The organism is Streptomyces sp. NBC_00377 (genome assembly GCF_036075115.1).
Lineage (GTDB): Bacteria > Actinomycetota > Actinomycetes > Streptomycetales > Streptomycetaceae > Streptomyces.
This window is the reverse complement of record NZ_CP107958.1, coordinates 2,827,081-2,840,056: the sequence shown is the minus strand read 5'-3', so window position 1 is coordinate 2,840,056 and position 12,976 is coordinate 2,827,081. Positions and strand designations below refer to the sequence as shown.

Sequence of the window (12,976 nt, the reverse complement as noted above, 5' to 3'; positions counted from 1 at the left end):
TGGCGATCCGGCTGCCGGCCGTCCCCGCCGCGCGTTCCGCGGCGGCCGGACGGGCCCGCCGGACGGGGGCTGGGCCGGGCCCAGGTCGGGGCCAAGGCCTGTCGTTCGGCTCAGGTCGGCCTGACTTACGGTGCCTTGTGGGCCGGCCCGAGCGGGGTGTGGTGCGTGCAGCTGCAAGGCGGCGGAGGGAGTCGACGCGATGGGGGTCCCCCGGTCGAGCGAAGCCGAGAGTGGGGGAGTCGGCGACCGACGACAACGCCGCAGATGGCAGATGTGCGTGCCACACCCCGCGACCCGCGACTTGATCCGAACGACAGGCCCCTAGGCCCGTGACCGGTGGGCGACGTAGGCGAGTGTGCCCAGCAGCAGGCGGGCCTGCGGGGGGCGGGTCGCCGAGTCCAGGGCGGGGGGACGCAGCCAGCGCACCGGGCCGAGGCCGCCGCGGTCGGAGGGCGGGGCCGTGATGTACGTACCGGGACCGAGGCCGTGCAGATCGAGGGCGGTCGGGTCGTCCCAGCCCATGCGGTAGAGCAGGCCGGTCAGTTCGGCGGCGGCGCCGGGGGCGACGAGGAACTGGGTGCGGCCCTCGGGGGTGGCGGTGACCGGGCCGAGGGGGAGACCCATGCGCTCCAGCCGGACCAGGGCGCGGCGGCCGGCGGGCTCGGCGACCTCGATCACGTCGAACGCGCGCCCGACGGGCAGCATGACCGCGGCTCCCGGGAACTCCGACCAGGCCCTGCACACGTCGTCGAGAGTGGCCCCGGCAGGGACCCGGGGGGCGAACCCCAGGGGATGTGCGCCCGGTTCCGGGCAGTCGCGGCGTCCGCACGAGCAGACGCCGGCGGCGGCCCGTGCGCCGGGCACCGCGTCCCAGCCCCAGAGCCCCGTGAACTCGGCGACGGTGGTGCACTCGGACGAGCGACCGCGCCTGCGCGCGCCGGAGCGGATCTCGCGAATGCCGCCGATCGTGAAGCCCATGCCCCCTCCAACGGGTCCGACGCACCGATGGTTACGCAGCGGTCCAACGACGTGACTCTGCGTACTTCCGCTTCCCGTCGGCCGCTCGATTCATCCGGGGTCCGGAAGTGCTCCGGGTGGTGTGCTCGGCTGCGTGCGCCCCTGAGTGCTCCGCTCCGCCCACTTCCGGCCGTCCTATGTCAAGTGAATCGCGCCCAGGCCACCGGGAGTTCATTCGAAGGGGTGGCGAATGGTGGCGTTTCCGGGATCCTCGTGGCCGGACCCGTGATCGCAGGATTACTTTGAGTGTGCGGGTCCTGGAGGCACATGCGCTTGTGGGTATGCCGGAGGCAAGTCGCCATTCCGTTCGAAGGGTGACAAGTACCGTACGGCGGGCCGTATTTACCGGCATTCTGATAAGGCTTGGCGCACTCAGTGACAAGTGGTCTCAGGGATGGGGGCGTTCCAGTGAGCGGCAACGGCGGAAGCGGAAGTAGCGCTGCGGGTGCGGACAAGCGCCCGAACGAGTTGCTCGCCTCGTGGTTCGTGCGGAGCGGCTGGTCGAAGGGTGAACTGGCCCGTCAAGTCAACCGTCGCGCCCGCCAGTTGGGCGCCAACCACATCTCCACCGACACCTCGCGCGTGCGCCGCTGGCTGGACGGCGAGAACCCCAGGGAGCCCATCCCGAAAATCCTGTCCGAGCTGTTCTCCGAGCGGTTCGGCTGTGTCGTCTCCGTCGAGGATCTCGGGCTGCGCACGGCACGCCAGGCGCCCTCGGCGACCGGCGTCGACCTGCCGTGGACGGCCCCGCAGACGGTGGCCCAGCTCAGCGAGTTCTCGCGCAGCGACCTGATGCTGGCCCGGCGCGGCTTCCTCGGGACGTCGCTGGCCCTGTGCGCGGGCCCCTCCCTGATCGAGCCCATGCAGCGCTGGCTCGTCCCCTCGCCGCCCGCCCCCCCCGAGGAACCGGACTCGATGCCGACCAGCCGGGCCCGCGGCCGGCTCTCGCGGCCCGAGCTGGACCTGCTGGAGTCGACCACCGTGATGTTCCGGCAGTGGGACGCCCAGTGCGGCGGCGGTCTGCGCCGCAAGGCGGTCGTCGGGCAGCTGCACGAGGTGACCGACCTCCTCCAGGAGCCCCAGCCCGAGGCCACCGCGAGGAGACTCTTCAAGGTCGCCGCCGAACTCGCGGAACTCGCCGGCTGGATGAGCTACGACGTGGGGCTCCAGCCGACCGCGCAGAAGTACTTCGTCCTCGCCCTGCACGCGGCCAAGGAGGCCGGTGACCGGCCGCTCGGCAGCTACGTGCTGTCCAGCATGAGCCGCCAGATGATCCACCTCGGCCGGCCCGAGGACGCCCTGGAGCTGATCCACCTCGCGCAGTACGGCAGCCGGGACTGCGCGAGCCCGCGCACCCAGTCCATGCTGTATGCGATGGAGGCCCGCGCCTACGCCAACATGGGGCAGCCCGGGCGGTGCAAGCGGGCGGTGCGGATGGCCGAGGACACCTTCGCCGACTCCGACGAGTGGGACGAGCCGGACCCCGACTGGATCCGCTTCTTCTCCGAGGCCGAGCTCTACGGCGAGAACAGCCACTCCTTCCGCGACCTCGCCTACGTGGCCGGCCGCAGCCCCGCCTACGCCTCGCTGGCCGAGCCACTGATGCGCAAGGCCGTGGAGCTGTTCGCGGGCGACCGCGACCACCAGCGTTCCTACGTGCTGAACCTGATCGGCATGGCCACCGTGCACCTCCTGCGGCGCGAGCCCGAGCAGAGCGCCACCCTCGCCACCCAGGCCATGCAGGAGGCCAAGAAGGTGCGCTCCGAGCGCGTCAACACTCGTATCCGAAAGACGGTCGACAGTGCCGTACGCGACTTCGGGGATCTGTCGGAGGTCGTGGACCTGACCGAGCGGCTCACCATCGAGCTGCCGGAGACCGCCGAAGCGGTCTGATCCGGCTGATCCACAAGGCAAAACCCATGAACCCCGGCCGCGGCCGGTCCTCCCGAACTGCCCGACTCGGCTCCCCCATGCCAGGTCATCGGAAGGCCGACCGCGGCCGGTTTCCTGCCTTCTTCGAAGGTTGCGCCACGATAACGATCCACTCGGCGAACATCAGCCAGTTCATCGAGGCGTAACGCGCAGGGCGCCTTCGTCACAACGGCGAAACAACGAGGGGCTTCCACCGAAACGGCGCTGCGCGAATCTCATGGCGCATAACCGGCCCACCCCTCACGAACCCGCTCTGGCTTCGCCCGCACGGGGCCGTACCTACGACGAGGAGACGCCGATGGCAGCAGCCATCACGCTTGCCGCGGAGGCACCCAAGCTGTCCTCCGCGAACACAGGCTTCATGCTCATCTGTTCCGCCCTGGTGCTGATCATGACCCCGGGCCTCGCCTTCTTCTACGGAGGCATGGTCCGCGTCAAGAGCACGCTCAACATGCTGATGATGAGCTTCATCAGCATCGGGATCGTCACCATCCTGTGGGTGTTGTACGGCTTCTCCCTCGCATTCGGGACCGACTCCGGCAGTCTCATCGGCTGGAACTCCGACTGGGTCGGCCTGAGCAACATCGGCCTGACGGAGCTGTGGGACGGTTACACCATCCCGATCTTCGTGTTCATGGTCTTCCAGATGATGTTCGCGATCATCACGCCCGCCCTGATAAGCGGTGCACTCGCCGACCGCGTCAAGTTCTCCGCGTGGGCGCTGTTCGTCGCCCTGTGGGCCACGGTCGTCTACTTCCCGGTCGCCCACTGGGTCTGGGGCGCCGGCGGCTGGGCCTTCGAGCTGGGTGTCATCGACTTCGCCGGTGGTACGGCGGTCCACATCAACGCCGGTGCCGCGGCCCTCGGCGTGATCCTCGTCATCGGCAAGCGGGTCGGCTTCAAGCGGGACCCGATGCGCCCGCACAGCCTGCCGCTGGTCATGCTCGGCGCCGGTCTGCTGTGGTTCGGCTGGTTCGGCTTCAACGCGGGCTCGTGGCTCGGCAACGACGACGGCGTCGGCGCGCTGATGTTCGTCAACACGCAGGTCGCCACCGCCGCCGCCATGCTGGCCTGGCTCATCTACGAGAAGTTCCGCCACGGCGCGTTCACCACGCTGGGCGCCGCCTCCGGCGCGGTCGCCGGTCTGGTCGCCATCACCCCCTCGGGCGGTGCGATCTCCCCGCTCGGCGCGATCGCCGTCGGCGCCATCGCAGGTCTGCTCTGCGCCATGGCCGTCGGCCTGAAGTACAAGTTCGGTTACGACGACTCGCTCGACGTCGTCGGCGTCCACCTCGTCGGCGGTGTCATCGGCTCCCTGCTGATCGGCTTCTTCGCCACCGGCAAGGGCCAGTCCACCGCGACGGGCGTCTTCTACGGCGACCACTCCTTCGACCAGCTGTGGAAGCAGTGCGCCGGAGTCTTCGCGGTCCTCGCCTACTCGCTGGTGGTCTCCGCGATCCTCGCCTTCCTCCTCGACAAGACCATCGGTATGCGGGTCTCCGAGGACGACGAGATCGCCGGCATCGACCAGGCCGAGCACGCCGAGACCGCATACGACTTCAGCGGGGCCGGCGGTGGCGCCGCCCGCACGACCGCCTCCCCGGCCGCGGTCACCGACGCGAGCAAGAAGGTGGACGCATGAAGCTCATCACCGCCGTCGTGAAGCCCCACCGGCTCGACGAGATCAAGGAAGCTTTGCAGGCCTTCGGCGTGCACGGTCTCACGGTCACCGAGGCCAGCGGCTACGGTCGTCAGCGGGGACACACCGAGGTCTACCGTGGTGCCGAGTACACGGTCGACCTGGTTCCCAAGATCCGCATCGAGGTGCTGGCCGAGGACGACGACGCCGAGCAGCTGATCGACGTCATCGTCAAGGCGGCCCGGACCGGCAAGATCGGTGACGGCAAGGTCTGGTCCCTCCCGGTCGAGACGGCTGTGCGGGTCCGCACCGGCGAGCGCGGCCCGGACGCGCTCTGACGGCAGAACAGAACAGGAGTCGCTGGGTGACGAGTACGGACATGCGCAAGGATGCAGAGGACTCGGGACCCAGCGGCTACGCGGCGGCCCGGCTGCGCCTCCTCACCGAGGGGGCGCGGTCCGGGCCGCCGCGCCGTGCGGCCCTCGCGGAACTGACCGACGACTGGCTGAGCGGGCTCTTCACCGCCGGCACCGAGGAACTGAAGGGCGTGTCCCTGGTCGCCGTCGGCGGCTACGGCCGGGGCGAGCTGTCCCCGCGCAGCGACCTCGACCTCCTGCTCCTGCACGACGGCGACGACCCCAAGGCGGTCGCCGCCCTCGCCGACCGGCTCTGGTATCCCGTCTGGGACCTGGGCCTCGCACTGGACCACTCCGTCCGCACCCCGGCGGAGGCCCGTAAGACCGCCGGGGAGGATCTCAAGGTCCAGCTCGGCCTCCTCGACGCCCGCCACCTCGCCGGCGACCTCGCGCTGACGGCGGGACTGCGTACGGCCGTCCTCGCCGACTGGCGCAACCAGGCGCCCAAGCGCCTGCCCGAACTCCAGGAGCTCTGCGCCGAGCGTGCCGAACGCCAGGGTGAGCTCCAGTACCTGCTGGAGCCCGACCTGAAGGAGGCCCGGGGCGGGCTCAGGGACGCCACCGCGCTGCGGGCCGTCGCCGCCTCCTGGCTGGCGGACGCGCCCCGCGAGGGCCTCGACGACGCCCGGCGCCGCCTCCTCGACGTACGGGACGCCCTGCATCTGACCACCGGCCGCGCCACCGACCGGCTGGCCCTCCAGGAGCAGGACCAGGTGGCCGCCGAGCTGGGCCTGCTGGACGCCGACACACTGCTGCGGCAGGTGTACGAGGCGGCCCGCGTCATCTCGTACGCGAGTGACGTCACCTGGCGCGAGGTGGGGCGCGTGCTGAGGTCGCGCGCCGTGCGGCCGCGGCTGCGCGCCATGCTCGGCGGCGGCAAGCCCGTCGCCGAGCGCTCCCCGCTCGCCGAAGGCGTCGTGGAGCAGGACGGGGAAGTGGTGCTCGCCCGTGCCGCCCGCCCCGAACGCGACCCCGTGCTCCCGCTGCGAGCGGCGGCCGCCGCAGCGCAGGCCGGCCTCCCGCTCTCCCTGCACGCCGTCCGGCGCCTCGCCGCCACCGTGCGCCCGCTGCCCGCGCCGTGGCCCGCCGAGGCCCGCGAGCAACTGGTCACCCTGCTCGGCTCGGGGCAGCCCACCATCGAGGTCTGGGAGGCGCTGGAGGCCGAGGGGCTGATCACCCGGCTGCTGCCCGACTGGGAGCGGGTGCGCTGCCGCCCGCAGCGCAACGCCGTGCACATCTGGACCGTCGACCGGCATCTCATCGAGACCGCCGTGCGCGCCTCCGAGTTCACCCGCCGGGTCAGCCGCCCCGACCTCCTGCTGGTCTCCGCACTGCTGCACGACATCGGCAAGGGCTGGCCCGGCGACCACTCGGTCGCGGGCGAGATCATCGCCAAGGACGTCGCCGCCCGGATCGGCTTCGACCGCGCCGACGTCGCCGTCCTCTCCGCGCTCGTACGGCATCACCTGCTGCTGGTCGAGACCGCCACCCGGCGCGACCTGGAGGACCCGGCCACGGTCCGCTCGGTCGCCGACGCGGTCGGCACGCAGAGCACCCTGGAGCTGCTGCACGCGCTCACCGAGGCGGACGCGCTGGCCACCGGCCCCGCCGCATGGTCGTCCTGGCGGGGTTCGCTCGTGGCGGACCTGGTCAAGCGGGTCGCGGCGGTGCTCGCCGGGGACGAACCCGAGGAACCCGCCGCCGCCGCGCCCACGGCCGAGCAGGAGCGGCTCGCCATCGAGGCGGTCGCCACCAGCAGCCCGGTGCTGGCCCTGCGCGCCCAGACCGAGGCCCCGACCGAGGACCGGCCTACGGACGACCCCGAACCGCTCGGCGTGGAACTGCTCATCGCCGTGCCCGACCAGCCGGGCGTGCTGCCCGCGGTCGCCGGCGTCCTCGCCATGCACCGGCTGACCGTGCGCACCGCCGAGCTGCGCGCCCTGGACCTGCCGACCGGTGTGGAGGGCTCCGTCCTGCTGCTGAACTGGCGGGTCGCCGCCGAGTACGGCTCCCTGCCCCAGGCGGCCCGGCTGCGCGCCGACCTCGTCCGCGCCCTGGACGGCTCCCTCGACATCGCCGGACGGCTCGCGGAACGGGACGCCGCCTACCCCCGCCGCCGGGGCGTGGTCGCGCCGCCGCCGCGTGTGACGGTGGCCTCCGCCGCCTCCCGGCACGCCACGGTCATCGAGGTGCGCGCGCAGGACGCGCCGGGACTGCTGTTCCGGATCGGACAGGCCCTGGAGGACGAGGGGCTGCGGGTGCGCAGCATGCACGTCTCGACGCTCGGCGCGAACGCCGTGGACGCCTTCTACGTCACCGGGACCAAGGGCGCGCCCCTGCCCGGCGACGAGGCCGCCTCCGTCACCCGCAAGCTGGAGGAGACGCTGAGGGCGTGACCGATTGCCGCGTGGCACGCGTCCCCGTCCGCTGAATACAGCAGGCGGGGACGAATGTCTTGCGCGGCCGGATACCCTGGAAGACGCTCAGACTGCCCCCGACTCCGAGGACCGACGCCGCCGTGTTCGATACTCTCTCCGATCGCCTTTCAGCGACCTTCAAGAACTTGCGCGGCAAGGGGCGCCTGAGCGAAGCGGACATCGACGCCACGGCGCGCGAGATCCGCATCGCCCTCCTCGAGGCGGACGTCGCCCTGCCGGTCGTCCGCACGTTCATCAAGAACGTCAAGGAGCGTGCCCTCGGCGCCGACGTCTCCAGGGCGCTGAACCCCGCCCAGCAGGTCCTGAAGATCGTCAACGAGGAACTCGTCACGATCCTCGGCGGCGAGACCCGGCGGCTGCGCTTCGCCAAGCAGCCGCCGACCGTGATCATGCTGGCCGGTCTCCAGGGTGCCGGTAAGACCACCCTCGCGGGCAAGCTCGGCCGCTGGCTGAAGGAGCAGGGCCACTCGCCGTTGCTCGTCGCCTGCGACCTCCAGCGCCCCAACGCCGTCAACCAGCTCAGCGTCGTCGCCGAGCGCGCCGGTGTGGCCGTGTACGCCCCGCAGCCCGGCAACGGCGTGGGCGACCCGGTCCAGGTCGCCAAGGACTCCATCGACTTCGCGAAGTCCAAGGTCCACGACATCGTGATCGTGGACACCGCCGGCCGGCTCGGCATCGACGCCGAGCTGATGCGTCAGGCCGCGGACATCCGCGACGCCGTCTCACCCGACGAGATCCTCTTCGTCGTCGACGCGATGATCGGCCAGGACGCCGTCAACACCGCCGAGGCGTTCCGCGACGGCGTCGGCTTCGACGGTGTCGTGCTGTCCAAGCTCGACGGTGACGCCCGCGGTGGCGCCGCCCTGTCGATCGCCTCGGTGACCGGCAAGCCGATCATGTTCGCGTCCAACGGCGAGAAGCTGGACGAGTTCGACGCGTTCCACCCCGACCGGATGGCCTCCCGCATCCTCGACATGGGTGACCTGCTCACCCTGATCGAGCAGGCGGAGAAGACGTTCAGTCAGGAAGAGGCCGAGAAAATGGCCTCCAAGCTGGCGTCCAAGAAGGGCCAGGACTTCACCCTGGACGACTTCCTGGCCCAGATGGAGCAGGTCAGGAAGATGGGCAGCATTTCCAAGCTGCTCGGCATGCTGCCCGGCATGGGCCAGATCAAGGACCAGATCGCCAATCTCGACGAGCGTGACGTCGACCGCACGGCCGCGATCATCAAGTCGATGACCCCGGGTGAGCGCCAGGACCCGACGATCATCAACGGCTCGCGCCGCGCCCGTATCGCCAAGGGTTCGGGCGTCGAGGTCAGCGCCGTCAAGGGCCTGGTCGAGCGGTTCTTCGAGGCGCGCAAGATGATGTCCCGGATGGCCCAGGGCGGCGGGATGCCCGGTATGCCGGGGATGCCGGGCATGGGTGGCGGCGCCGGCCGGCAGAAGAAGCAGCCGAAGCAGGCCAAGGGCAAGCAGCGCTCGGGCAACCCCATGAAGCGCAAGCAGCAGGAGCTGGAGGCGGCCCAGCGCCGCGAGGCCCAGGCCCAGGGCGGCAATGCGCTCGGGCTTCCGGAGCAGGGCGCTCAGGACTTCGAACTGCCGGACGAGTTCAAGAAGTTCATGGGCTGACAGCAGCCGCACGGGGGCTCGGGGCTCGGCCCCGGGACCCGTCAGCACATCCGCGTCGCGTGGGGCGCCCCTCCTGCCACGGAGGGGCGCCCCACGCCGCGTTCGCGGCGGACACGCCGTGGCCGTCGGCCACGGGCCACGGGACACGGAGATCGTCGCGGAGCGCGGCGGGGGAGGCCGACGCCCACCGGATCGGGGGCGTCACGCGACCGCCGAAGCCCGCCGGAGCCGGTCGAAGGCGGGCTGGGGGCGAACGGGAACGCGTGCGGTGCGGCGGGCAGGCTCGGCGCTACGGTCTCCGGGGGCCGTGGCTGCCTCAGGGAGTCCGGGCGATCAGGTACCGGAACACGTTCGGCATCCACACCGTGCCGTCCGCGCGCCGGTACGGATGCAGCGCCTCGGTCACTTCCTTGTCGACCTGCTCCTGGTCCGTCGCCGCGACCGCCGCGTCGAAGAGGCCGGTGGACAGCAGGCCCTTGAGGGCGCTCTCCACGTCGGCGTACCCGAAGGGGCAGGCCACCCGCCCCGATCCGTCCGGCCTCAGGCCGGCCCGCCCGGCGACCTCCTCCAGGTCGTCGCGCAGCGCCGGGCGCAGCCGGACCGCACCGCCGCGCAGCGGATCGGCCAGCTTGGCCCCGACGCGCAGCACCGTGGACGTGGCACAGCGTTCCGGCGGACCCCAGCCGACGAGCACCACCGGCGCCCCGCGCTCGGCCAGCGGGACGCCTGCCGCGAGCAGACGGGCGAGCCCGTCGGCGTCGCCCGCGAGGCACCCGATCGGCTCGAAGGCCGTCACCAGGTTGTACGCGGACGGGTTCGGGCCGGCCACGGACCTGGGCGACCGGTCGGTGAGGTGGACGCCGTTCCGGCGCCCGCCCGCGGCCCGTTCCCCGGGCTCCCTCCCGGACAGCCGCTCGCGCGCGAGGGCCAGCCGTTCGGGGGAGGCGGGCTCGACACCGGTGAGGGCCGCCGCGCCTCTGGAGGCCGCCATCAGCAGGGCCAGGCCGGAGCCGCAGCCGAGGCCGAGGAGCCGGGTGCCGGGTCCTACGTCGAGTCGCTCGTAGACGGCCTCGTAGAGCGGGACCAGCATCCGCTCCTGGATCTCCGACCAGTCACGCGCGCGTGCACCCGGGTCCGCGCGGGGCGTGGGCCCCGCGAGTGGCAGGTGCTGCCGCACGAGCGTAGGTGTCATGGATAAGCGCCCCATTCCGCCGAGAGTTGCCGTGGTGACCGATCAGGTGGCCCCCGTGCAGTGCGCTCGCACTTCCCCCGTATGCCAGGTAACTCCCCGTACGCGACCGCGTCCAGGGGTCTCGGGCCCCCGCTTGTGCGCCGGGCGGGACTGTGGCGAGAATTCACATTCCGGCAACCTGGAGCCGTACGATCGCGCCATGGCAAAGGCTCCCGTTCTCACCCCGCGGGCTGACGACTTCCCGCGCTGGTACCAGGATCTGATCAGCAAGGCGGAACTGGCCGACAACGGGCCGGTGCGCGGCACCATGGTGATCCGACCGTACGGCTACGGGCTGTGGGAGCGGATGCAGGCGGAGATGGACGCCCGCATCAAGGAGACGGGCACCGAGAACGCGTACTTCCCGCTGCTGATCCCGCAGTCCTACCTCGCGCGTGAGGCGGATCATGTCGAGGGCTTCGCGCCCGAGTTGGCCGTGGTGACCCACGGGGGCGGCAAGGAGCTGGAGGAGCCGGCGGTCGTCCGGCCGACCTCCGAGACCATCATCAACGAGTACTTCTCCAAGTGGGTGCAGAGCTACCGCGACCTGCCCCTGCTCATCAACCAGTGGGCCAACGTCGTCCGTTGGGAACTGCGGCCCCGCCTGTTCCTGCGGACGTCCGAGTTCCTGTGGCAGGAGGGGCACACCGCGCACGCCACGTACGAGGAGGCCCGCGACTTCGCCGCGCGCATCCAGCGCGAGGTCTACGGAGACTTCCTGCGCAACGTCCTCGCGATCGACTTCGTCGCCGGCCGCAAGACGGTCAAGGAGCGCTTCGCGGGCGCCGTCAACACCCTGACCCTCGAAAGCATGATGGGCGACGGCAAGGCCCTCCAGATGGTCACCAGCCATGAGCTCGGCCAGAACTTCGCCAAGGCCTTCAACACCCGGTACCTGTCGAAGGAGGGCACCCAGGAACTGGTCTGGCAGACCTCCTGGGGTTCGACCACCCGCATGATCGGCGCCCTGGTGATGACGCACGGCGACGACGACGGGCTGCGGGTGCCGCCGCGGTTGGCGCAGGTGCAGGTCGTCGTCCTGGCGATCAAGGGCGAGGAGCCGGTTCTGGCCAAGGTGCACGAGCTGGCCGGCCGGCTGAAGGCGGCGGGGCTCCGCGTCCGCGTGGACGACCGCACCGACGTCCCCTTCGGGCGGCGCGCGGTCGACTGGGAGCTCAAGGGCGTGCCCGTCCGCGTGGAGATCGGGCCCCGTGACCTGGAGAACGGCACGGCGATGCTGGTCCGCCGGATCCCGGGAGGCAAGGAGCCGGTGGCGATCGACGCACTCGCGGGTCTGCTGCCCGCCCTCCTCGAGGAGGACCAGGCGCTGCTGCTGGAGCAGTCCCGCGAGCGCCGCGAGTCCCGTACGACGGACGTCTCGACGATTCCCGAGGCGGTCGAGGCGGCCGTCGCCGGCGGCTGGGCGCGCGTCCCCTGGGCGATCCTCGGCGAAGAGGGCGAGGCCGGGCTGGCCGAGCACTCGCTGACCGTACGGTGTCTGCTCGCGGAGGACGGGTCGGTGCCGGACGACGGGGACGCTCCCGGTAACGTCGCGATCGTCGCGCGCGCTTACTGAGGCGGCGCACTCCGCTCGTGCAAGCGGCCGAAACGCCCCTTGCGCCCCCGCGGAACACCCCCGCCCCGGCGCGCAGACCGCTTCTACGCGCCGGGCAAGAGGGCGGGAGACGGGTGGACGTACGGGGCCTACGCACCAGCTTGGTAGGAGCTGTGAGGCTTCTCCGCAGATCAGCGCACCCGCCCTCGTCCGGACGCATCAGCGGCAACTGACGGGTACGTGCAAATTATTTGGGATGGCCCGGAATAGGAACACAGGGGCACCTCCGCTCGTTGTCATTACGTGAGCACGACACAGACACCACCTGTTCTCGCCGCAGAGCTGGCAGAGGCGTGGGCCGACATTCAGCGGTACCACCCCGAGCTGCCGGATCTTGCCGCGCCAGAGTCCCTGATCGGGGAGTCGTCGTCCGCCTGCGGTCACGAGCTCTCCTTCGAGCGACTGCTTCACGAGGCAGTCCATGGCATCGCCGCCGCCCGCGGCGTGCGCGACACCTCCCGCGCCGGCCGCTACCACAACCGCAGATTCCTCGCGATCGCCGAGGAGCTTGGTCTGGACCACCCCGAGGAACCTCACCCCAGCAGCGGTTTCTCCCTGGTCACGCTCAACCCCGAGGCCAAGCGCCGCTACCGTCCGACGATCGAGCGCCTCCAGCGGGCCCTCAAGGCTCACCTGGCGGCCACCTCCGCCGACACCAGCCGTACCTTCCGCGGTCCCGCGGCCCGGCACGGCTCCTCGGGCGGCGGCGTCCGGGTCAAGGCCGTGTGCGACTGCGGGCGCAACGTGCGCGTCGTTCCGTCGGTCCTGGCCCAGGCGCCGATCGTGTGCGGGGGCTGCGGCAAGCCGTTCCGGATCCCGGAGATCGTCGGCGCGGCGTAACATCCGACGGCCCAGCACCGGCATCTCGTGGCTGCCGGTCGACAGTGAGGGCGCGCGGTGTCCGTACACCGCGGCGGCCGTGCCTCCCCGGCGGTACGGGCGGGCGCGGCCGGCACCCCGCGGCGCCGGACCGCGCACCCGGCGTGCGTGCACCGTGACGACGCCGGGTGCCGCCGAAGCATGCCCGTGCGAGCGCCGACCCCGCGGCCGAGGACGA

Annotated in this window: 9 protein-coding genes; 7 read left to right on the top strand and 2 right to left on the bottom strand. The window is 71.6% G+C overall.

Going from position 1 to position 12,976, the window contains the following annotated elements:
- Positions 1-321: 321 nt before the first annotated feature.
- Positions 322-978, bottom strand: a complete 657-nt coding sequence (locus OHS71_RS12675) for a bifunctional DNA primase/polymerase (protein WP_328479493.1) — start codon at positions 976-978, stop codon at positions 322-324.
- Positions 979-1,425: 447 nt separating this feature from the next.
- On the opposite strand from OHS71_RS12675, the gene nsdA reads away from it, so the two are divergent.
- From nsdA to ffh, 5 genes are all read left to right on the top strand, one after another.
- Positions 1,426-2,910 (top strand): transcriptional repressor NsdA, encoded by a 1,485-nt coding sequence (nsdA, locus tag OHS71_RS12670; RefSeq protein WP_328479492.1) that lies wholly within the window; start codon positions 1,426-1,428, stop codon positions 2,908-2,910.
- A 337-nt stretch (positions 2,911-3,247) separates the two neighbouring features.
- A complete protein-coding gene (locus OHS71_RS12665) occupies positions 3,248-4,591 on the top strand; it encodes an ammonium transporter (protein WP_328479491.1) in 1,344 nt (447 codons plus the stop codon).
- Entirely contained in the window at positions 4,588-4,926 is a 339-nt protein-coding gene (locus OHS71_RS12660) for a P-II family nitrogen regulator (protein WP_003997576.1), read from the top strand. The genes OHS71_RS12665 and OHS71_RS12660 overlap by 4 nt, the downstream gene beginning before the upstream one ends.
- Positions 4,927-4,952: 26 nt before the next feature.
- Complete coding sequence (locus tag OHS71_RS12655; protein WP_328479490.1) at positions 4,953-7,400, top strand: [protein-PII] uridylyltransferase; 2,448 nt, start codon at positions 4,953-4,955, stop codon at positions 7,398-7,400.
- A 122-nt stretch (positions 7,401-7,522) separates the two neighbouring features.
- Positions 7,523-9,073: a signal recognition particle protein gene (gene ffh, locus OHS71_RS12650; RefSeq protein ID WP_328479489.1), complete on the top strand. Its 1,551-nt coding sequence runs from the start codon at positions 7,523-7,525 to the stop codon at positions 9,071-9,073.
- A gap of 316 nt (positions 9,074-9,389) precedes the next feature.
- On the opposite strand, the gene OHS71_RS12645 is transcribed toward ffh, so the two are convergent.
- The gene (locus OHS71_RS12645; RefSeq protein ID WP_328479488.1) at positions 9,390-10,265 is read right to left on the bottom strand and encodes an SAM-dependent methyltransferase; all 876 of its coding nucleotides are present in this window, start codon (positions 10,263-10,265) and stop codon (positions 9,390-9,392) included.
- Positions 10,266-10,464: 199 nt separating this feature from the next.
- On the opposite strand from OHS71_RS12645, the gene proS reads away from it, so the two are divergent.
- Together proS and OHS71_RS12635 are read left to right on the top strand one after the other, a co-directional pair.
- A complete protein-coding gene (gene proS, locus OHS71_RS12640; protein WP_328479487.1) occupies positions 10,465-11,880 on the top strand; it encodes a proline--tRNA ligase in 1,416 nt (471 codons plus the stop codon).
- 282 nt (positions 11,881-12,162) lie between these two features.
- Positions 12,163-12,759 carry a hypothetical protein gene (locus tag OHS71_RS12635; protein ID WP_328479486.1) on the top strand — a complete coding sequence of 199 codons (597 nt, stop codon included), beginning with the start codon at positions 12,163-12,165 and terminating at the stop codon, positions 12,757-12,759.
- Positions 12,760-12,976: the final 217 nt, after the last annotated feature.